Source organism: Rhizobium freirei PRF 81, assembly GCF_000359745.1.
Classification (GTDB): domain Bacteria; phylum Pseudomonadota; class Alphaproteobacteria; order Rhizobiales; family Rhizobiaceae; genus Rhizobium; species Rhizobium freirei.
Genome location: NZ_AQHN01000077.1, coordinates 1 through 21,111, shown reverse-complemented (window position 1 = coordinate 21,111; position 21,111 = coordinate 1). Strand labels below are relative to the sequence as shown.

Annotated in this window: 21 protein-coding genes; 10 read left to right on the top strand and 11 right to left on the bottom strand. The window is 60.7% G+C overall.

What is annotated here, in order from left to right:
• The first annotated feature begins 93 nt into the window (after window positions 1-93).
• From RHSP_RS20600 to rsmA, 3 genes are read left to right on the top strand one after another with little or no spacing between them, the layout of a single operon-like run.
• Complete coding sequence (locus RHSP_RS20600) at window positions 94-1,038, top strand: SurA N-terminal domain-containing protein (RefSeq protein WP_037153414.1); 945 nt, start codon at window positions 94-96, stop codon at window positions 1,036-1,038.
• 6 nt (window positions 1,039-1,044) lie between these two features.
• Window positions 1,045-2,070, top strand: a complete 1,026-nt coding sequence (gene pdxA / locus RHSP_RS20595) for a 4-hydroxythreonine-4-phosphate dehydrogenase PdxA (protein WP_004122132.1) — start codon at window positions 1,045-1,047, stop codon at window positions 2,068-2,070.
• Entirely contained in the window at window positions 2,070-2,897 is an 828-nt protein-coding gene (gene rsmA, locus RHSP_RS20590) for a 16S rRNA (adenine(1518)-N(6)/adenine(1519)-N(6))-dimethyltransferase RsmA (RefSeq protein WP_004122129.1), read from the top strand. Before pdxA ends, rsmA begins: the two co-directional genes overlap by 1 nt.
• Window positions 2,898-2,922: 25 nt before the next feature.
• Here the strand turns inward: rsmA and gmk are convergent, their stop codons facing one another.
• The 7 genes from gmk to fabD all read right to left on the bottom strand — a co-directional run bounded on the left by gmk (window position 2,923) and on the right by fabD (window position 9,733).
• The gene (gmk, locus tag RHSP_RS20585; RefSeq protein WP_037153411.1) at window positions 2,923-3,585 is read right to left on the bottom strand and encodes a guanylate kinase; all 663 of its coding nucleotides are present in this window, start codon (window positions 3,583-3,585) and stop codon (window positions 2,923-2,925) included.
• 3 nt (window positions 3,586-3,588) lie between these two features.
• Window positions 3,589-4,476, bottom strand: coding sequence for a YicC/YloC family endoribonuclease (locus RHSP_RS20580; protein ID WP_037153617.1), 888 nt, complete (start codon window positions 4,474-4,476; stop codon window positions 3,589-3,591).
• A 219-nt stretch (window positions 4,477-4,695) separates the two neighbouring features.
• On the bottom strand, window positions 4,696-5,910 hold the full coding sequence (gene mltG / locus RHSP_RS20575) for an endolytic transglycosylase MltG (RefSeq protein ID WP_037153609.1): 1,215 nt from the start codon (window positions 5,908-5,910) through the stop codon (window positions 4,696-4,698).
• Window positions 5,911-6,128: 218 nt separating this feature from the next.
• A complete protein-coding gene (fabF, locus tag RHSP_RS20570; RefSeq protein WP_037153408.1) occupies window positions 6,129-7,391 on the bottom strand; it encodes a beta-ketoacyl-ACP synthase II in 1,263 nt (420 codons plus the stop codon).
• 114 nt (window positions 7,392-7,505) lie between these two features.
• Window positions 7,506-7,742 (bottom strand): acyl carrier protein, encoded by a 237-nt coding sequence (locus RHSP_RS20565; protein WP_004122114.1) that lies wholly within the window; start codon window positions 7,740-7,742, stop codon window positions 7,506-7,508.
• Between the two features lie 284 nt (window positions 7,743-8,026).
• Window positions 8,027-8,764, bottom strand: a complete 738-nt coding sequence (fabG, locus tag RHSP_RS20560) for a 3-oxoacyl-[acyl-carrier-protein] reductase (protein WP_004122112.1) — start codon at window positions 8,762-8,764, stop codon at window positions 8,027-8,029.
• A gap of 24 nt (window positions 8,765-8,788) precedes the next feature.
• Window positions 8,789-9,733 carry an ACP S-malonyltransferase gene (gene fabD / locus RHSP_RS20555; RefSeq protein ID WP_037153404.1) on the bottom strand — a complete coding sequence of 315 codons (945 nt, stop codon included), beginning with the start codon at window positions 9,731-9,733 and terminating at the stop codon, window positions 8,789-8,791.
• Between the two features lie 195 nt (window positions 9,734-9,928).
• On the opposite strand from fabD, the gene RHSP_RS20550 reads away from it, so the two are divergent.
• Complete coding sequence (locus RHSP_RS20550; protein ID WP_037153396.1) at window positions 9,929-10,972, top strand: aldo/keto reductase; 1,044 nt, start codon at window positions 9,929-9,931, stop codon at window positions 10,970-10,972.
• An 81-nt stretch (window positions 10,973-11,053) separates the two neighbouring features.
• Here the strand turns inward: RHSP_RS20550 and RHSP_RS20545 are convergent, their stop codons facing one another.
• The gene (locus RHSP_RS20545) at window positions 11,054-11,800 is read right to left on the bottom strand and encodes a histidine phosphatase family protein (RefSeq protein WP_004122107.1); all 747 of its coding nucleotides are present in this window, start codon (window positions 11,798-11,800) and stop codon (window positions 11,054-11,056) included.
• 401 nt (window positions 11,801-12,201) lie between these two features.
• Between RHSP_RS20545 and rpsF the strand changes: the two genes are divergently transcribed.
• From rpsF to rplI, 4 genes are all read left to right on the top strand, one after another.
• The gene (gene rpsF, locus RHSP_RS20540; protein ID WP_004122105.1) at window positions 12,202-12,654 is read left to right on the top strand and encodes a 30S ribosomal protein S6; all 453 of its coding nucleotides are present in this window, start codon (window positions 12,202-12,204) and stop codon (window positions 12,652-12,654) included.
• A 12-nt stretch (window positions 12,655-12,666) separates the two neighbouring features.
• Complete coding sequence (gene rpsR / locus RHSP_RS20535) at window positions 12,667-12,915, top strand: 30S ribosomal protein S18 (protein ID WP_004122103.1); 249 nt, start codon at window positions 12,667-12,669, stop codon at window positions 12,913-12,915.
• 162 nt (window positions 12,916-13,077) lie between these two features.
• On the top strand, window positions 13,078-14,058 hold the full coding sequence (locus tag RHSP_RS20530) for a DUF2232 domain-containing protein (RefSeq protein WP_004122099.1): 981 nt from the start codon (window positions 13,078-13,080) through the stop codon (window positions 14,056-14,058).
• Between the two features lie 19 nt (window positions 14,059-14,077).
• Window positions 14,078-14,656 (top strand): 50S ribosomal protein L9, encoded by a 579-nt coding sequence (rplI, locus tag RHSP_RS20525; protein WP_004122097.1) that lies wholly within the window; start codon window positions 14,078-14,080, stop codon window positions 14,654-14,656.
• A gap of 89 nt (window positions 14,657-14,745) precedes the next feature.
• On the opposite strand, the gene RHSP_RS20520 is transcribed toward rplI, so the two are convergent.
• Genes RHSP_RS20520 through RHSP_RS20510 form a run of 3 tightly spaced genes read right to left on the bottom strand, consistent with a single transcriptional unit; the run spans window position 14,746 to window position 17,930 of the window.
• The gene (locus tag RHSP_RS20520; RefSeq protein ID WP_004122095.1) at window positions 14,746-15,813 is read right to left on the bottom strand and encodes an HlyD family secretion protein; all 1,068 of its coding nucleotides are present in this window, start codon (window positions 15,811-15,813) and stop codon (window positions 14,746-14,748) included.
• An 18-nt stretch (window positions 15,814-15,831) separates the two neighbouring features.
• Window positions 15,832-17,478: an MFS transporter gene (locus RHSP_RS20515; RefSeq protein ID WP_004122094.1), complete on the bottom strand. Its 1,647-nt coding sequence runs from the start codon at window positions 17,476-17,478 to the stop codon at window positions 15,832-15,834.
• An 8-nt stretch (window positions 17,479-17,486) separates the two neighbouring features.
• On the bottom strand, window positions 17,487-17,930 hold the full coding sequence (locus RHSP_RS20510; RefSeq protein WP_004122093.1) for a MarR family winged helix-turn-helix transcriptional regulator: 444 nt from the start codon (window positions 17,928-17,930) through the stop codon (window positions 17,487-17,489).
• Between the two features lie 348 nt (window positions 17,931-18,278).
• On the opposite strand from RHSP_RS20510, the gene RHSP_RS20505 reads away from it, so the two are divergent.
• Both RHSP_RS20505 and alr read left to right on the top strand, forming a co-directional pair.
• Window positions 18,279-19,775: a replicative DNA helicase gene (locus RHSP_RS20505; protein WP_037153392.1), complete on the top strand. Its 1,497-nt coding sequence runs from the start codon at window positions 18,279-18,281 to the stop codon at window positions 19,773-19,775.
• Between the two features lie 112 nt (window positions 19,776-19,887).
• The gene (gene alr, locus RHSP_RS20500) at window positions 19,888-21,051 is read left to right on the top strand and encodes an alanine racemase (protein ID WP_004122088.1); all 1,164 of its coding nucleotides are present in this window, start codon (window positions 19,888-19,890) and stop codon (window positions 21,049-21,051) included.
• Window positions 21,052-21,111 lie beyond the last annotated feature (60 nt).

Genomic DNA, 21,111 nt, shown 5'->3' with positions numbered 1-21,111 from the left:
TGTAGACAGATGGCGCAAAGTCGCCGTATTGCGCCTGTGGCGCGTGCCGACATGGCACATGCCGACAGAAAGACCTTTGGGAAGGGGTAGTTGATGTTTTCTGGAAAGACACCGATGCGCGCTGCACTGTTCGGAGCCGCAGCCTTGGTTATGGCAAGCTTCGCCGTACCGAGCAGCGATGTCGCTTTCGCGGCAAGTGAGGTCAAAGTCCTTGTCAACAACCAGGTCATTACATCGGGCGATATCGCCAAGCGGGTCAACTTCCTCAAGTTGCAGCGCCAGAAGGGCGACCTGAACAAGCTCGCAAAGGAACAGCTTGTCGACGAGACGTTGAAGCGTGCGGAAGTCGCGCGCCTGCGCATGTCGGTATCGACATCGGACGTCGATGCCGCCTTTGGCCGCTTTGCCTCCAGCAACAAGATGTCGACGGAGCAGCTCGGGCAGATCCTCGACAAGATGGGCGTGACCGTCGAGCACTTCAAATCCTATATCGCCATTTCCATGAGCTGGCCGCGCGTGGTCAATGCCCGCTTCGGCTCAAGCGGCCGTCTCTCGAACGACGCTCTCGTCACCCGCATGACGGAGAACAAGACGAAGCCGGTCACGACGGAATACTTCCTGAAGCAGATGGTTTTCGTTGTTCCGGCAGCCAAGCGGAATGCCGTCCTGAAGTCGCGCAAGGCTGAAGCCGATGCATCGCGCGCCAAGTTCCCCGGTTGCGATCAGGCGAAGGTCTTTGCCGCGACCATGCGGGATGTTTCCGTTCAGGATCTTGGCCGCGTGCTTGCACCCGACGTTCCGGAAGTCTGGAAGCCGCTGCTCGAAAAGGCCTCCGGCAACACGACCGCGTCTGTCGTCACCGATCGCGGCGTCGAATATATTGCAATCTGCTCGCAGCGTCAGGTCAACGATGACGTCGCCGCAGCAGCTGTGTTCCGCGCCGAAGATATCGGCAAGAACAACGCCCAGGGCGTCAGCGCCAACGACAAAAAGTATGTGGATGAACTGCGCACCAAGGCGCAGATTGTCTATCGCTGATCGCCGATGCCGTCGCGCCCATCCCTCCCCCTGGCGCTTACGCAAGGGGATCCGGCAGGCATAGGTCCAGATATTACGCTCGCCGCATGGTTGCGCCGTGGCGAGCTTGATTTGCCACCTTTTCTGTTTCTTGGCGATCCGGCCGTTCTTGCTGCGCGGGCCTCGCAGTTGGGCCTGAACGTGCCTCAGAAGGAGGCCGATCCGGCTACCGCCTGCGACATCTTCCGCGATGCCTTGCCGATTCTGCCGATAGAAGCTGGAATCAGCGTCGTCGCCGGTGAGCCGAATGTCGCCACCGCAAAAGGGACGATCGCCGCCATCGAAATGGCCGTCTCTCTCAGCGTGAGCGGCAAAACATCGGCGGTCGTTACGAACCCGATCGCCAAATCGGTCCTCTACGATGCGGGCTTCGGCTTTCCCGGTCACACGGAGTTTCTGGCGGATCTCGCAACGCGTGCGACCGGCAAACCAGTTTTGCCCGTCATGCTTCTGGCCGGCCCCAAGCTCCGCGCTATCCCGGTGACCATCCATATTCCGCTGAAAGATGTGCCGCAGGCGTTGACTACAGATCTCATTCTCGACACCTGCAGGATCACCGACCATGACCTGCGCACCCGTTTCGGCATTTCCAAGCCGCGCCTGGCGGTTGCGGGCCTCAATCCGCATGCAGGCGAGAACGGCGCGCTCGGCAAGGAAGACGACGAGATCATCAGGCCGGCAATCGACGCGCTTCGCTCCGAGGGTATCGATGCCTTCGGCCCTCTGCCCGCGGATACCATGTTCCATGACGAGGCTCGCCGCCGATACGATGTCGCCATCTGCATGTATCATGATCAGGCGCTGATCCCGGCCAAAGCGCTCGGCTTCGACGACTCCGTCAACGTCACGCTCGGGCTGCCATTCGTTCGCACCTCGCCGGACCATGGCACCGCCTTTAGCATCGCCGGCAAGGGTGTTGCCAAGGAAGACAGCCTGGTCGCTGCCCTCAAGCTGGCACGCGAGATCAGCAGCAAGACCGGAAACAATCCCTGATGGCCGCTCTCGATGGCTTGCCTCCCCTCCGCGATGTGATCCAGCGCCACGGCCTCGACGCACGCAAGGCGCTCGGCCAGAACTTCCTCCTCGATCTCAACCTGACGCAGAAAGTCGCGAGGACCGCGGGGTCGCTTGAAGGCGCCACCGTTTTCGAAGTCGGCCCCGGGCCTGGCGGCTTGACGCGAGCAATCTTGGCGCTTGGCGCAGCCAAGGTCATTGCGGTCGAGCGTGACGCTCGCTGCCTGCCGGCTCTGGCAGAGGTTGCCGATCACTACCCCGGCCGACTTGAAGTGATCGAGGGCGATGCGCTGAAGACGGATTTTGCCGCCCTTGCGCCCGACGGGCCGGTGAAAATCATCGCCAACCTGCCTTACAATGTCGGCACGCAGCTTCTGATCAACTGGCTCTTGCCGGCGCAATGGCCGCCCTTCTGGCAGTCGCTGACCCTGATGTTCCAGAAAGAAGTCGGACAGCGGATCGTCGCGCAGGAAGACGACGATCATTATGGCCGGCTCGGCGTGCTCTGCGGCTGGCGTGCGGAGGCGCGTATGGCCTTCGACGTATCCCCGCAGGCCTTTACGCCGCCGCCAAAGGTAACGTCGACGGTGGTGCACCTGACGCCGAAGGAAAATCCCATCCCTTGCGCCGTCGACAAGCTGGAGAAAGTGACGCAGGCAGCCTTCGGCCAGCGACGGAAAATGCTGCGCCAGAGCCTGAAGCCGCTCGGCGGCGAGGCGCTGCTCATCAAGGCCGATATCGACCCGCAGCGCCGCGCTGAAACGCTCTCCGTGGAAGAGTTCTGCCGACTGGCGAATTGTCTCTGATCGGGATCAGAGCTTCTGATCGGGATCAGAGTTTCGGCGTCTCTTCCAGCAGATCCCGAACGAAATCGAACATGCCGTGCCGGCGATCACGACGCAGTCGCTCCGCTTTGACGATCGACTGCACGGCGTCGAAGGCGACGTTCAGGTCATCATTGATGATGACATAGTCATATTCGCGCCAGTGAGCGATCTCGGCCCGCGAATTGGCGAGACGCATGGCAATGACCTCTTCGGAATCTTCGGCGCGACGATGCAGGCGCGATTGCAGCTCGGTCATGGTCGGCGGCAGTACGAAGATGGAGACCACATCAGCCGGCATCTTCTCCTGCAGCTGCTGCGCACCCTGCCAGTCGATATCGAAGAGCATATCGCGGCCCTCCGACATCGCAGTTTCCACGGGCTCGCGCGGCGTTCCGTAGAAGTTGCCATGCACCTCGGCCCATTCGAGCAGCGAGTCGGAATCGCGTAGGCGCTCGAACTCACGCTGCGAAACGAAATGATAATGCACCCCTTCGATTTCGCTCGGCCGGCGCTGGCGGGTCGTGACGCTCACGGACAGGCTCACCTGCTTGTCTTTATCCAGCAATGTGCGCGCGATCGTCGATTTACCCGCGCCTGACGGCGAGGAGATGGCAAGCATCAACCCCCGGCGGGCAATCGGAATGGATGTGGATGTCGCCGGCTTCATGGCCTACTCCAAATTCTGGACCTGTTCGCGGAACTGGTCGATGACCACCTTCAGCTCGATGCCGGCCGCGGTCACCGCTGCTGCATTCGACTTCGAACAGATGGTATTCGATTCCCGGTTAAATTCCTGTGCAAGAAAATCGAGCTTGCGACCGACTGGCCCGCCCTTGGAAATAAGGTCGCGCGCCGCCGCCACATGGGCCTTCAAGCGATCGACCTCTTCGCGTAGATCGGCCTTGGTCGCAAGAACGGCCGCTTCCGCATGCAGCCTGTCGCGGTCGAGGCCAGACGATCCTTCAAGAAGCATCGCGACCTGTGCAGCCAGCCGCGTTACGATTTCCTGCGGCGAGCGCGAGGGATCGCGCTCGACTATGCTCGTCAGCGTCTCAATCGTGGCGACCTGGCCGAGCAGGATCTGGCCAAGTGCCTGGCCTTCCCGTCCGCGCATGTCGTGAAGGTCTGCGAGAGCTGCCGTCAAGCCGGCCATGATATCGGCATCGCGTGCGGCAACTGCCTCCTCGCTCTCCTCGGCTTCCTTGAATTCGACCAGGCCGCGAACCGCCATGAGGCTATCCAGCCGCAGCGGCGCGGGGTCGATAATCCCTGCGAGCTGATCCCGCAGCGCGAGCAGAGCCGACAGGGCATCCTTGTTCACGACGACCTCGACCCGGCTTTCCTCGACGGACAGCGACAGGCCGACCTGGAGATTGCCGCGGGAGAACCGGTCGGAGATCAGCTTGCGAACATCCGTCTCCAGCCGCTCGAGCCCCTGCGGCAGGCGCAACCGGATATCCAGGCCCTTGCCGTTCACGGACCGTAGCTCCCATGCCCAGCGACCGCGCCCGCTCGTTCCCTCACACCGGGCAAAACCGGTCATGGACTGCAATACCACGCAAGCCTCCGAAAATTCCTGTCCCCAACCCATCGAAAATCATCGGATTGGGGATCAATGTAAAGTGAAACCGCGCCACTGAAGCCGGATGATTTTAGGTCTGTTCGACCTAAAATCTGAATCCGCTCCAGAAGCAAGAAAGTAGAGCATGATACCTAAAGCCGCCCACACTTTTCGGCATCATGCTCTTGCTTCATCGAAGCCATGGCGCAACAAGGATCAGTTGGTCTTCTTCTTCTGCTGAGCGCCAGAGCCCGGAGCCGTCGTGGCATCGTCGGGCTGGCCGTCGACGGCAATTGCACTCGGATCTTCGCCCTTCTCGGCAACCAGCTTGCGCCAGCGCTTGACGTTGGCATTGTGTTCTTCCAGCGTTGCGGCGAAGACATGACCGCCAGAGCCGTCAGCGACGAAATAAAGATCCTGCGTCTTCCAGGGATTGGCGACGGCTTCGAGCGCATCCTTGCCCGGATTTGCGATCGGCGTCGGCGGCAGACCCTTGATGATATAGGTGTTGTAAGGCGTCTCTTTCTTCAGGTCCGACTGATAGATCGGCCGATCGGACGGCTTTCCTTCCCCGCCGAAGAGGCCGTAAATAATCGTCGGATCCGACTGCAGACGCATGCCCTTGCCGAGACGATTGAGGAACACGGAGGCGACATGAGCTCGCTCATCCGCAAGGCCGGTTTCCTTCTCGACGATGGAGGCGAGCGTCACGAAATCCTGCTTGTTCGCCAGTTGCGCGTTTGGATCGCGCCTGGCCCAGATCTGCTCGACGAGCTTTTGCTGCGCCCCCGCCATCTGCTCGACGATTTCGGTGCGCTTGGTGCCGCGCGTGAACTTGTAGGTATCGGGTCGCAGACTGCCCTCCGCCGGCAGCGCCGACGGCAAATCGCCTTCCAGCACGGTATCGGCTTGCAGCTTGTTGAAAATCTGCCGTACCGTCAGCCCTTCGGGCAAGGTGACCGAATAGAGGATGGATTTTCCCGACTTCAGCAGCTCCATGATGTCTTTCATGGAAGCGCCGGCCTTGATCTCATATTCGCCGGCCCTAAGCGTTTCATTGTCATGCAGATAGGTGGTCGTCAGCCAACGGAAGATGCGCTGATCGGTGATGATGTTGTTTGATTCGAGGCGATTGGCGATCTCGTTCAGGCCCGCGCCATTGCGCACGATGAAATTCGTATTGGTCGTCAGCGGACCGGGGCTGCGATAGATCGAGAAGGCGTAATAGGTGCCTGCAACAGCCGCGATGACGACGAAAACCACCAGCGTCATCAGAAAGTTCAGAAAGATCACCATCTGGCTGCGAGCTTTGCGCGAACGCTTGGGCGGATCCGGAACACGCTCCGGACGCAGGGCTTCGCTTGCCGATTTCGGGATGATCGGCCCCTTCTGTCCGCTCGGAGTTCCGTTGCTCTGGTTCGTATCGCTCACCGGCAATCCCTTCCTTTTTCGATTGCCTGCTCTTTGGCCAAGCAATGCGGCAAAAAACAGGTCCAGAAGATAAGGCGGAACCCGCTCAGGGCTCCGACTTAGACCGATCAGACGTTACCGCGATGCATCGCGGAGACGCACACAACCACGGTAACATTCGGGAACGGCGCGCGGGCTTGCCGAAGAACAGATCCCGCTTTCGCAGTTACGCGCTGTTATTAAGCCTCATAACGGCGCAGGACAAGCGAGGCGTTCGTGCCGCCGAAGCCGAAGGAGTTCGACAGCGCGACATTGATTTCGCGCTTGCGTGCCTTGTGCGGAACGAGATCGATGGCGGTGTCACGCTCGGGATTATCGAGGTTGAGCGTCGGCGGGGCGATGTTGTCGCGAATGGCGAGCGTCGCAAAGATCGCCTCGATCGCACCGGCAGCGCCGAGCAAGTGGCCGGTCGCCGACTTGGTGGACGACATCGAGATCCTCGAAGCCGCATTGCCGACCAGACGCTCGACTGCGCCAAGCTCGATCGTATCCGCCATGGTCGAGGTGCCGTGGGCGTTGATATAGTCCAGGTCTGCCGGGGTCAGGCCGGCGCGCTTCAGCGCGGAGGTCATGCAGCGGAGCGCGCCTTCGCCATCCTCGGAAGGAGCGGTGATATGGTGCGCGTCGCCCGAGAGGCCGTAGCCGACCACTTCGGCGTAGATCTTGGCGCCGCGCGCCTTGGCGTGTTCCAGCTCCTCCAGAACGACGACACCGGCGCCCTCGCCCATGACGAAGCCGTCACGGTCACGGTCATAGGGACGCGAAGCTTTTTGCGGCGTGTCGTTAAAGTCCGTCGACAGCGCCTTGCAGGCGGCAAAGCCCGCGAGCGAGATACGGCAGACCGGTGCTTCGGCGCCACCGGCGACCATCACATCGGCGTCGCCGAGCATGATCAGGCGGGCAGCATCGCCAATGGCGTGGGCACCGGTCGAGCATGCGGTGACGACCGCATGGTTCGGGCCGCGCAGCTTGTGGCGGATAGAGACTTGGCCGGAAACCAGGTTGATGAGACGGCCCGGGATAAAGAAAGGCGAGATGCGGCGCGGACCCTTGTCGCGCAGCGTATAGCCGGCTTCGACGATGCCTTCGAGGCCGCCGATGCCCGAGCCGATCATGACGCCCGTGGCGATCTGATCCTCATCCGTTTTCGGGTGCCAGTGTGCATCGGCGAGCGCCATGTCCGCTGCCGCCATGCCATAGATGATGAAGGGATCGACCTTGCGCTGCTCCTTCGGCTCCATCCAGTCGTCAGCATGGAACGTGCCGTCGGTGCCATCGCCAACAGGAATACGGCAGGCAATCTTTGCCGGGAGATCTTCGACCTCGAATTCGGTCACGCGGCGCGCGCCATTGTGCCCAGCGAGCAAACGCGTCCAGGACACCTCGGTGCCGCAGCCCAAAGGTGATACCATGCCGGTACCCGTGATAACGACACGTCTCATCGCCCGCAGACCCCCGTCTTTTTATGATGATATGCGTATAAACACAGTTCGTCCGGCTCCGCCGGACGAAATAGGGCGGACTTTTCAGCCCGCCCCTTCAAAAAGCGCAAGAGATTAGGCCTGAGCCTTCTCAATGAACTTTACCGCGTCGCCAACGGTCAGGATCGAGTCAGCAGCATCGTCCGGGATTTCAACGCCGAATTCTTCTTCGAAAGCCATGACCAGTTCGACCGTGTCGAGCGAGTCCGCACCCAGATCGTCGATGAAGCTTGCGCTTTCAACAACCTTGTCGGCGTCAACGCCAAGATGATCAACAACAATTTTCTTTACGCGTTCTGCGATATCGCTCATGTCGGTTTCCTCGACCTTATATCCTGATCAGAATGCCCTGTGACATCCCTACCTATTCAAACCTGCAGCGTCTGTCCTGACACCGCTGGCAAACCCGTTCAGCCCGGCATTGAGATCCGGTCCAGCGCCTTGAATGCGGCCCAGTCCGTCTGCATTTTCCGGACGACTGTTCACAGTCATGGCCCGCTTAACACGGTTTAAGTCCGTCGCAAAGTCAGAAAATAGCCGGCTGCGGGTTGCTCAACATGCTATTGGAGGGAAAGTTCCCTTCAATGGCAATTCCTTTAGATCATCGCCATGCCGCCGTTGACATGGATCGTCTGACCCGTGACGTAGCTGGCTTCCGAGGAAGCAAGATAGGCAACGGCGGAAGCAACTTCCTGACCTGTGCCCATGCGCTTCATGGGAATGGCTCCCATGATGGCTTCCTTCTGCTTGTCGTTCAGCTTGCCCGTCATCGCACTTTCGATGAAGCCAGGGGCAACGCAGTTGACCGTGACGTTGCGCGTGGCGATTTCCTGCGCCAGCGACTTGGTGAAGCCGATCATACCGGCCTTGGAGGCGCAGTAGTTCGCCTGGCCGGGATTGCCCGTGACGCCGACGACCGAGGTGATGTTGATGATGCGGCCATAACGGCGGCGCATCATCGGATGGGTCAGCTCGCGCGTCAGGCGGAAGACGGCCGTGAGGTTGACTTCCAGCACGGCATCCCAGTCGTCATCGCTCATGCGCACGAAGAGGCCGTCCTTGGTGATGCCGGCATTGTTGACGAGGATATCGACGCCGCCGAGCTCTTCTTCGGCCTTGGCGCCGAGCGCCTTTACCTCGTCGCGATCCGACAGGTTGGCCGGGAAGATCTTGACGCGATCGCCGAGTTCGGACGCCAGCGTCTCCAGCTTTTCGACGCGCGTGCCGTGCAGGCCGACGATCGCGCCCTGCTTGTGCAGGAGCCGGGCGATTTCTTCGCCGATGCCGCCGGATGCGCCGGTTACCAGGGCCTTACGGCCGGTCAAATCAAGCATGTGTGTCCCTCGCTTCTAATTTTTTCAGCCGAGCAGTGCGGCAAGCGCCGTGTCGATATCAGCCGCACTATTGACGGCGATGCCGTTAACCGATTTGTCGATGCGGCGCGCCAGGCCCGTCAACACCTTACCGGCGCCGATCTCATATAGTGTCGTGACATTGTTGGCGGCAAACCATTCCACCGTCTCGCGCCAGCGCACCTGACCGGTGACCTGCTCGACCAGCAGCTTTGCGATTTCGCCGGCATCCGTCACCGGAGCGGCCCAGACGTTGGCAATCACAGGCACGACCGGATTGGCCTTGGCGACACCCGCAAGCGCCTCGCGCATGGCTTCGGCGGCAGGCGCCATCAGCGTCGAATGGAAAGGAGCGGAGACCGGCAGCAGGATAGCGCGCTTGGCACCCTTGGCGGTCGCAAGCTCGGCAGCCTTCTCGACCGGAGCTTTCTCGCCGGAAATGACAATCTGGCCGCCGCCATTGTCATTGGCGATCTGGCAGGCGCCGAGAGCGGACGCTTCCGCACAGACTGCGACAACATCCGCATGTTCGAGCCCAATGATCGCAGCCATGGCGCCGACGCCGACGGGAACTGCGGCCTGCATGGCGTTGCCGCGGATGCGCAGCAGCCGTGCCGTGTCGACAAGCGAGAAGGTGCCGGCGGCACAAAGCGCGGAATATTCGCCGAGCGAATGGCCGGCGACATAGGCGACCTTGCCCTTCAGGTCCAGGCCACGAGCCTGCAGCACACGGATGACGGCGAGCGACACGGCCATCAACGCCGGCTGCGCATTGGCCGTCAACGTCAGCTTGTCTTCCGGGCCGTTGAAGATGACGTCGGAGAGCTTTTCACCGAGCGCTTCATCGACTTCCTCGAAGACGGCACGCGCCTCGGCGAAATTGTCGGCAAGGTCCTTGCCCATGCCGACAGCCTGGCTGCCCTGGCCGGGAAATGTGAAAGCAACAGTCATTATAAAGCGTCCTTTTAGGGGTCGTTTTGCTTCCCAATGACATTGTTTGCGCCGGAGTCAATAGCGCAAGCCCCGCAGCCACAGGCTTTTGCGCCTGCGAGACGCAATGATTTTTTTCTTGCGCTTGCTCAGATCGGGCCTAAATTTGCGCGACCTCATTCATTTTGACCTTCTCCTATCCCCCAAGGTTTTCCCATGAAATATAAGAGTTTAGGCCGCACCGATATTTCCGTTTCGCAGATTTGCCTGGGCACGATGACCTGGGGCACGCAGAACAGCGAAGCCGAAGCGCATGAGCAGATGGATTATTCGGTCCATAAGGGTATCAATTTCTTCGACACCGCCGAAATGTACCCGACAACGCCTGTGGGACCGGAGACGCAAGGGCGCACGGAAGAATATATCGGCACCTGGTTTGCGAAGACCGGCAAGCGCAAGGATATCGTGCTTGCCACGAAGGTCGCCGGCCCCGGCCGCGAATATCTGCGCGGCGGCCAGGGTCCGGATGCCGCCAATATCAATGCAGCTATCGACGCTAGCCTGAAGCGGCTGAAGACCGACTATATCGATCTCTATCAGGTCCACTGGCCGAACCGCGGCCATTTCCATTTCCGCCAGAACTGGCATTACAACCCCTTCACGCAGGGCCGCGAGAAAGCCGTCGCCGATATCACCGAGATCCTGGAGACGATGGGCGAGCTGGTGAAGGCCGGCAAGATCCGCGCCGTCGGCCTCTCGAACGAGACGACCTGGGGCATCCAGAAATATCTGACGATCGCCGAACAGAAGGGCCTGCCGCGCGTCGTCACCACGCAGAACGAGTACAATCTGCTCTACCGGCATTTCGACCTCGATCTGGCGGAACTGTCGCATCACGAAGATGTCGGGCTGCTCGCCTATTCGCCGCTTGCCGGCGGCATCCTCACCGGCAAATATGTCGGCGGAGCGCGTCCGGCCGGCTCGCGCGGCTCGATCAACACCGATATCGGCGGCCGCCTGCAGCCGCTGCAGGAACCGCCGGTCAAGGCCTATCTGGAAATCACCGCCAAATACGGCATCGACCCATCGAAGCTTGCGCTCGCCTATTGCCTCACCAAGCCCTTCATGACCTCGGTCATCATCGGCGCGACGACGATGGCGCAGCTCGAGACCGATATCGCGGCCGCTTATGTGACGCTGCCGGCGGAGGCTCTGGCCGAGATCGAGCAGATTCACCGGAAATACCCGATGCCGATGTAAGGCCTGAAAGGCGCCCCGTTTCGCCGCGGGGCGCCGCAACATGAGGAAGCGCGTCGCAGCAGAACACGCTCTGCGGAGGCTCTATTGCTCCGCCTTCGGCGTAATCGCCAATTCCGAACCATAAGCCTCGCGCAACTCTTCCTGCCCTTTCACCCTGTCCACGGACTTGTGAAGCAGGATCGAGCTATAACCTTGCGCACGCCGCCCTTCGATCAAGGTCACGTCGGCATTTCCCGGATTGTCCGAGTGCTCGAACCAGTCGACAGGGTGATGCAGGAAATTCATCTCGAAAGCCCGGTTGGTCACGCCGTGGCCGACGATGATGACATTGTTCTTTCCGTTTTCGGCGTCGTGCATGACGGTTTGCAGGAACAGGCGCACGCGCTGGGCAACGTCGGCGCGGCTCTCGCCGTCGGGCGGCCGCGCATAGAACTTGCCGTTGTTGTTGCGCAGCCTCGCCCATTTCTCGAATTCGTCGGGAAATTTCCGCTTCTGTTCCGCATGATCATAGATTTCGGTGAAGAGCCCGAAATCCTGCTCGCGCAAGAGATAATCCTCCCTGACATCCCCGATCAGATCGGCCGGCAGAACCTCGAGCAGCGCATCCTTGCTCTGGCGTGTCCTTAGAAAGGGCGAATACCAGACGTTCAGCTTGCGCAGTTCACCACTCGGCGGCCCTTTCAGATAGGCCGCGATCGCCTGGCCTGCCCGCAGCACCTGCCGATGCCCCCATTCGGTCAGCGGCACATTGTGATCGCCGAACTGCCGATAGGCCCGGTCATCGATATTGCCGAGGGATTCGCCGTGCCGGACGAGGAAGATGCGCATGAACAATCCGTATTGCTGCAATTCGTGTCCCATCATAGGGGAGAGCGCGGCACGCGCAATGTGGCAGCAGACGTGGTCTCACGATTTGGTCTGAGCATCGCTGACGTTTCGTGTTGCCTTCAGGCGAGACCGCGGAATTTCGTCGCTCCCCTTGCCTTTCGCAGAAAAATCCGTATAAGCCGCCCTGTTCGCAACCCGGTCTTCTGGCTGGTGGCTGAACGGAGGGCCGGTTTTCCGCAAGGGGAATCGTTCGGAACGGAAGCGTTCCAGCCTCCCGTGTCTCCGCTCTCGACCGTCTCGGAAACGCTTTTCTTGCTTGGGTTTACCCCTCTCAGGAGCAGTCGTTGAGGCTTAGCCGCCGAATATCGGGTCAGATCAACGCAAGAAAGGCAAAGCTATCCATGGCTCTTTATGAACATGTATTCCTTGCTCGACAGGATATTTCCGCTCAGCAGGTCGACGCCCTCGTAGAACAGTACAAGGGTGTTATCGAAGCTAACGGCGGTAAAGTCGGGCGTATCGAAAACTGGGGCCTCAAGTCCCTCACCTACCGCATCAAGAAGAACCGCAAGGCTCACTACGCCCTGATGGACATCGATGCTCCGGCCGCTGCGATCCAGGAAATGGAACGCCAGATGCGCATCAGCGAAGACGTCCTGCGTTACATGACGATCGCTGTTGAAAAGCACGAAGACGGCCCGTCGGCCATGATGCAGAAGCGCGACCGTGACGACCGTCCGCGCCGCGATGGCGACCGCCCGGAGCGCAGCTTCGGCGACCGTGACCGTGGTCCGCGCCCGGACCGTGGTGATCGCGAAGACCGTCCGCGCCGTCCGCGCGAAGACCGCGTATAAGGAGATTTGAGAATGTCTGAAGTTTCCTCCGCACCGGTCCGCCGTCCGTTCCATCGCCGCCGCAAGACCTGCCCGTTCTCGGGCGCCAATGCGCCGCGTATCGACTATAAGGACGTTCGTCTCCTGCAGCGCTACATTTCCGAGCGCGGCAAGATCGTTCCTTCCCGCATCACGGCCGTTTCCCAGAAGAAGCAGCGCGAACTCGCCCAGGCGATCAAGCGCGCCCGTTTCCTCGGCCTGCTGCCTTACGTCGTCGCTTAATTAAAGCCGACGCCGGATGAATTAGGGGAAGGCAGCCATGCCTTCCCTTCTCCCTTTCGCGATGGGCGCGGATCGGAACCTTGAAACCCCATGTTGGGGACGGCTTTCAGCCCGAGTGGCGAAGGCATCCTCTAACTGCTCGATACGAAGCAGGACAGCGACGTGAAGAAGTTGAACGCAAAAGAGCTTGGCATCGGCGCGCTCGCCGGTCTGACCGCCGCCCTACTCGTGTATGGCGCGACGCTTCAGCCATTGCTGTTCATCCTCTTCGGCGCGCTTTCCGCTCTTCCGATCCTGATCGTCGGCCTCGGCTGGGGCAACATGGCCGTCATCGTTGCGGTCGTCACCGCAGGCATTGTCGGAACGATAGCGCAATCGACCTATTTCGGGCTGTTCGTCGTTCTGCTGGCGCTGATCCCGGCATGGCTCAGCCATCTCGCCAATCTGGCGCGACCTGCCTCCGAACTCGGCGGACCGGATCACCTGATGGCATGGTATCCGCTCTCCGACATCATGCTGCATCTTTGCGCGCTTGCAGCCGTCGTCATTGTCATCGTCGGCGCGATCATGGGCTATAGCGCCGATCTCGTTGGCCAGATGATCGATCTTTACGTCAAGATCATGGACCAGCAGCAGCCGGCGCTGCAGATCGATCAGGTGGCGATTGCGAAGACCAAGCTCCTGATGCTCTACGCGATCCCGATCGCCTGGGGCATGATCTGGGTCATGATGATGCTGGCCGCCTATTATGTGGCGACACGGATCGTTGCAGCCTCGAAGCACAATCTTCGTCCGCGCGAGGATATTCCCTCCTCGCTGCGCATGAACCGCAATGCGATCTTCGTCTTCCTCGCGGCGATCGTGATCGTTTTCTTTGGCGGCGTCCCTGGCTTGATCGCCGCCGCCGTGCTCGGCGCCTTTGGCGCAGGCTTCGTCGTTTCCGGTTTTGCTTCGCTGCACTACCGGACGCGGGGCAAGGACTGGCGGCTGCCGGCACTCATCCTCTGCTACCTGGTGTGCGTCCTTGCGACGCTGCCGCTCTTCATCATTCTTGTTCTCGGCCTTTACGATACCCGCAAGGCGATATCGCTGACCCCGAACAAGAATGCCGATACATCCAAACCAACTGACACGAAAATCTGACATCGAAAGGAACAAGAAAATGGAAGTCATTCTTCTCGAGCGCATCTCCAAGCTCGGCCAGATGGGCGAAGTGGTAAAGGTTCGCGACGGCTTTGCCCGTAACTACCTGCTGCCGCTCGGCAAGGCGCTGCGCGCCAACGCCGCCAACAAGGCCCGCTTCGAATCCGAGCGCGCAACGCTCGAAGCCCGCAACCTCGAGCGCAAGAGCGAAGCCCAGAAGGTTGCCGACGTTCTCGCCGGCAAGTCCTTCATCGTCGTTCGCTCGGCTGGCGAAACCGGCCAGCTCTATGGCTCGGTCGCTGCCCGTGACGTCGTCGAAATCCTCGCCGCCGAAGGTTTCACCGTCGGCCGCAGCCAGGTTCACCTGAACACGCCGATCAAGGCCATCGGCCTGCACGACGTTGCCATCGCACTTCACGCCGAAGTCGAAATCCATGTTCAGCTCAACGTTGCCCGTTCCGCTGAAGAAGCCGAGCGTCAGGCCAAGGGCGAAACCCTCACCTCCGCTGACGCCATCTACGGCATCGACGAAGACGCCCTGCGTCCGGAAGACTTCTTCGATCCGGAAGCCGAGCGTGACGCCGAAGACGAAGCTTGATCTTCAAGTCTTCGCAGCATTGCCTAAGAAGAAGCCTGGGTCTTTCGACCCAGGCTTCTTTGTTTGCCTGTATTGGATTGGCTCGTCGGTCAGCCGCCGTCCTTGACCTCCGGCAACGGAGCCGAATCCTTGTCGATCGAAACGACCACGGACATGCCGGGCGCAAGTTCATTCGCCAGAGGCTGACCGTCTTCGATCTTGACCCTGACGCCGATGCGCTGGGCGACCTTGGTGAAATTGCCGGTAGCGTTGTCCGGCCTGATGACGGCGAATTCGGAACCGGCAGCCGGAGAAAAGCGCTGGATACGGCCCTTGATATCGCGATGACCGAGCGCATCCACGGTGATCGTCACAGGTTGATCGAGCTTCATGCCGTCGAGCTGGGTCTCCTTGAAATTGGCGATGACCCAGATGTCCTTCGGAACGAGACCCATGAGCTGCGTGCCGGGTGTCACATATTGGCCGAGGCGCACGCCGACCTCGCCGACCCGGCCATCGCGCGGCGCCCTGATCGTCGTATTGTCGAGATCGATATCGGCAAGCTGCACGGCGGCCTCCGCACCACTGACGCCGGCCTCGAGCGAAGCGCGGTTGACGATGATCGTCGTCAGGTTCTGCTGGGATACGTCAAGGCCGGCCTTGGCTTGATTAAGCGATGCTTGCGCCTGCTGCAGCGTCGCCTGCGCCTGTTCGGAATCGCTTGTCGTCGATACGCCCCTGGAAACCAGCGTCGTGACGCGATCAGCGGCGAGCTGGGCGCGTTTGAGCGCAGCATTGGCACTATCGATCTGCGCCTGGCTGGAGGCGATGCCAGCCTTGGCCGCCTGCTCCTGCTGCTGCGAATTGGCGAGTGCCGCCTTCTGTCCGGCGAGCGTCGCCCGTGCCTGCGCCACCTTCTGCTTGTAGATGCGATCATCGATCTGGGCGAGCACGTCGCCCTCCTTGACGAGCTTGTAGTCCTTGATCGGCACATCGGTGATATAGCCGTTGACCTGCGGGCTGATGGTCGTGACATAGCCTTTGACATAGGCGTCATCGGTGGTCTCGACGGAGGTTTTGAATGGCGGCAGGTGCCAGGCATAGAGCACCAGCATGACGCCGCCGATACCGGCGAGAACGGCGATGACTTCGATGGGAGAGCGAACGAGCCTCGGCATGGAGCTAACTTCATATCCTCATGGGTTGGATGTCACGGCCTGCGTCCGATCCTCGATCAGGCGAGATCTGACGAAGCGGAAGAAGACATGGATTGAGAGGCCTGCAAGCGACAGGAAGGCGATCATGGCGGCAACGAAGAATGCGTCGCCATAGGCGAGCATGTTGGCCTCGTGGCTCACCTGCGATCCGAGCAGCGCCAGCCCCTCCCCCTTCAGAAGCGCGCTATCCCCGATCACCTTGCCATAGGCGGACGAAAGCTGGCTGGCGCGTTCGGCCACATGCGGGTCGGCCAGAAGCACACGTTCGACCAATACGGCGGAATGGAACTTCTCGCGAATGATGATCAGCGTGCCGTAGAAGGCCGAGCCGATAAGGCCGCCGATGCTCTGGGTGAAGGTGAAGACGACGAAGAAGGTCACCAGATAGGGCGGCCCCTTGCTCAACGCCGCCTTGAAGCCTTCGGACATGGATGGCGGCAGAAACAGGGCCGCACCGGCCGCGACCAGCGCCTGGCTGAGATACATCTGTTCGGGCCGGGTGAGGTTCGTCACCTGCGCATCCATCAGCGAGCCCACCCCCATCAGGATGAGCGCGACGAGCTGGATCTGCCAGCTGAATCCATAATTCATGAACACAGTGCAGATGAGCCCGCCTATGATCGAGAAGGCCAGGATGATCCAATAGAGCATGGCCAGCTGATCATAGAGAAGACCGACCGCATTCTGATAGAGGGTCATGACGACATAGGTCTGTTCGGCCGCGATCAGGCGGAAGATCAGAAGGATCGCCGTCAGATGCAGGATTTCCGGTCGCAGCAGCCAGCGGACGTCTATCAGTGGCGTTGCCCGTCTCAGGTCGACGACGATTGCGGCGGTGATCGAGGCGATGCCGACCGCCAGCACGACGCCGAGCCAAGGCACCTCCAGCCACCAATAAAGGCGCCCGACCGACAGGACGACGGCAAGACAGCCGAACCCGATCGCCACAAGCATGTAGCTGAAAATGTCGCCCATTACGATAACCTTGACGCGCGGCGGCGGCGTCAGTGGCAGCAGATAGATGATCGGCATCACCAGCAGCGCCAGCGCCATCTCGAGCGTATAAAGACCGCGCCATTCGCCGTAATCCAGCAGCGATGGCGAGACGAGGCGGGTGATCGGGGCGGCAAGCAGCGTATTCATCATCGCCAGGCTGACGCCGACCGTCAGCTTCTTTGCCGGCTCGAAGGCCTCCAGCATATAGAGGAAGCCCAGCGTCGAGAGCGGTGCGCCGGCAATGCCGCTCAGGAAGCGGACGACGATGGCGGAGTGCAGATCGGAAACGAAGAGATTGAGCAGCGAGGCGAGCACGAAGCCGAGAATGCTGACTTCGGCAAAATTGCGTACGCCATATTGCAGGCGGATCTTCACCAGCGCGATGGCGAGACTGACATTGGGCGCCATATAGGCGGCTGAGAGCCAAACGGACTCGGTCGTCGTCGCCGCGATGCTTCCCTGGATCTGCGTGAGATTGGCGAAGGCGAGATTGAGACCCAGTCCCTGGGTCAGGAAGAACATGACCGATGCCGCAATATAGAGCGGCACTTTCCAGCCTGGCATAGGCGGCGGTGCGGGTGGGGCGGCGTTGGCCTCCGCGTTGGCGACCGAGCCCGGATCACCGCTCATGCGCTACCTCATGATTTGCCCACATTCTGGAGATTGGCAGTCATAGCGCGGATAACCGTGAGCGCCATGCCGATATCCTCGTCCGAAATCCCCTCCAAGATATCCGCGCGCACACTGGTGGCAAGAGCCTCGACCTCGGCGGCAACGACTTTTCCTGATTCCGTCATGAAGATCTGCTTAGCGCGGCGATCGGATTGGGCCGCACGGCGCTCGATGAAATTCTGCGCCTCCATGGCGTCGAGGATACGCACAAGCGTCGGCGTCTCAAGCTCCAGGTCGTCGGCGAGCTCCCTCTGGTTGATCCCATCCCGGCGGGCAAGTATGCGAAAGACCCTGGCGCGGGAGAGAGTCATGCCGTGTTCGCGAACGAGGGCGTCAAAGGTCGCTCTCAGCTTGCGATTGAACGCAGAAAGGTCGTCGAAGAGTTCTTGTCTTGATGGCGCACCTGGCATTATTGCAACTTTATACTATTAGCATCCTACCCTATTTATAGGAAATAACCGGATTTTCGTAGTTTTTCAAGCATGATAGCCGCAACAGCTGATGCGTGCGGCGCAAGACCCGGCTAAAATATTCCCCACGGATGCTTTGCATAAGTGATTCGTGTGTCGATCGTTGCGTTGCAAAGTGGCCACAAGGGATTTTTTACGTGGCGGAAACTTGTCCCTGTGGACGAGTGGAACAACGTTGATAGGCCGGGCCTATTCATCCCGCCTGGCATGGCCGCCCATTTGCGCGGTTGACCATGACACCGGATCATCGCAAACCAGTCGATACCCTAAAGCATGAAGAGATGGAAAATGAACGAAGCTGCGCGCAAGCTCGCCGCCATTGCTCCCGCCGAACAGCATTATCGCGAAGCGCCCAACAATATCGAGGCGGAACAGGCTCTGCTCGGTGCCATCCTCGTCAATAACGATGCCTATTACCGCGTCTCCGACTTCCTGAAGCCGATCCATCTCTATGAGCCGCTGCACCGGAAGATCTTCGAGGTCGCCGGCGACATCATCCGCATGGGCAAGACTGCCAATCCGGTCACCATCAAGAGCTTCGTGCCGGCGGAGGAGAAGGTCGGCGACATGACGGTCGCGCAATATCTCGCCCGTCTCGCCGTCGAAGCCGTGTCGATCATCAATGCCGAGGATTACGGCCGCGCCATCTACGATCTGGCTCTGCGCCGGGCGCTGATCACCATCGGCGAGGACATGGTCAATATCGCCTTTGATGCGCCGCTCGACATGCCGCCGCAGACGCAGATCGAAGATACCGAACGCCGGCTGTTCGAACTTGCCGAAAACGGCCGCTACGACGGCGGCTTCCAGGCCTTCAACGACGCCGTGGCGCTGGCGATCGATATGGCCGCCGTCGCCAAAGAGCGAGACGGCGGCCTTTCCGGCATCTCGACCGGCATCCACTCGCTGGACAGCAAGATGGGCGGCCTGCAGCGCTCCGACTTGATCGTCCTTGCGGGCCGTCCCGGCATGGGCAAGACCTCGCTCGCCACCAACATCGCCTACAACATCGCCGCCGCTTTCGAGGGCGAGGTGCAGCCGGACGGTTCGACCAAGGCGAAGAACGGCGGCGTCGTCGGCTTCTACTCGCTGGAAATGTCCTCAGAACAGCTCGCCACCCGTATCATCTCCGAGCAGACGGAAGTCTCCTCCTCGAAAATCCGCCGCGGCGACATCAACGACGCAGACTTCGAAAAGCTGGTCGCATGCTCGATGATGATGCAGAAGGTGCCACTCTATATCGACCAGACCGGTGGTATCTCGATTGCGCAATTGTCGGCGCGCGCGCGTCGTCTGAAGCGACAGCGCGGCCTCGACGTTCTGGTGGTCGACTACGTCCAGCTGATGACCGGCTCGGGAAAATCGAACGAGAACCGCGTCCAGGAAATCACGCAGATCACCACCGGCCTGAAGGCGCTCGGCAAGGAGCTGAACGTTCCGATCATCGCGCTCTCCCAGCTCTCGCGTGCCGTCGAAAGCCGCGAAGACAAGCGGCCGCAGCTGTCCGACCTTCGTGAATCCGGCTCCATCGAGCAGGACGCCGACGTTGTGCTCTTCGTGTTCCGCGAGGAATATTACGTGAAGAACTCCGAGCCACGCGATATCAACGATCCTAAATATGCCGAATGGGAAGCCCAGTTCGAGCGCGTGAAGGGCACGGCAGACGTCATCATTGCCAAGCAGCGCCACGGACCGACCGGCACGGTGAAGCTCGCCTTCCAGTCGGAATTCACGCGCTTCGCCGATCTCGCCGACTCCTCGTTCATTCAATACGAAGAGCACTGACAAGAGAGCTTTGCGGCGCATAATGCGCCGCAGCACTTTTTCTTTTCATCGATGATCATTATCCTGGCCGGAGCGACATCACCTCCGGCCATTTCTTCGTTAAGGCGGCTCCATGACAGACAATTTCGATGATTACGACGCTTTCGCTTCCGCCGGCCTGCGGTTGACGGTGGATCTCGGCGCTCTCGTCGAAAACTGGCGCGAGATGGCCCGCCGTTCGGGGAGCGCCCGCACCGCCGCCGTCGTCAAGGCAGACGCCTACGGGCTCGGAATCGAGGATGTCGGCGAGACCCTTTACGCGGCCGGAGCGCGCGATTTCTTCGTCGCCACGGCCGACGAAGGCGCGACCTTGCGGCTCTACGCGCCGGAAGCGCGCATCTTCGTGCTCTGCGGCATCTGGCCGGGCATGGAACGGACCTTCTTCGAAAACGATCTCGTTCCCGTCATCGCCTCCGAGGAGCAGCTGACGTTCTGGATGTCGGTGCTGTCCGAATACGGCGACTATCCTTGCGCATTGCAGGTCGATACCGGCTTTAACAGGCTCGGCCTGCCGATGGAGGACGCAATCGCGCTCGCCGACGACGTGTCCCGCCCGGCAAGCTTCGCGCCGGTGCTCGTGATGAGCCACCTTGCCTGCGGAGACGATCCCTCCAATGCGATGAACCGGCAGCAGCTGGAAGCCTTCCGCAAGGTCAGCACCGCTTTCGACGGGATCGAGGCGAGCCTTGCCAATTCGGCCGGCATCTTCCTCGGGCCGGAGTATCATTTCGATCTCACCCGCCCCGGTATCGCCACCTATGGCGGTGAGGCCGTTCCCGGCATCGCCAATCCGATGCGCCCGGTGGCAACAGCCGAGGCGCGGATCATCCAGACCCGCTCCGTCAAAGCGGGTGAAACGGTGGGCTACGGCCGCGCGCTTCGGCTGACACGCGACAGCCGGCTGGCGATCGTCTCGGCCGGCTATGCGGATGGCTACATGCGCAGCCTGTCGAGCGCCGGCGTGCCGCTGCGCCAGACCGACGTCGCCGCCGGCCATGGCTTCATTGCCGGACACAAGGTGCCGGTTGCCGGCCGCATCACCATGGACCTCACCATCTTCGACGTGACCGAGCTGCCGGAAAACCTGGCGCGTGCCGGCGATTATATCGAGCTCTTCGGCAGCAATATCCTGGTCGACGATGCAGCCCGAGCAGCCGGTACGATCGGCTACGAGATGCTGACGAGCATGGGTCTCAGGCACGAGCGGCGGTATATCTCGGAAGAGGTCGAGGAATAGCCCGGAACGTTAGGGCATTTCCGGCGGAAAACCGCTGTACGAGTTTACAGGAAATGCCTT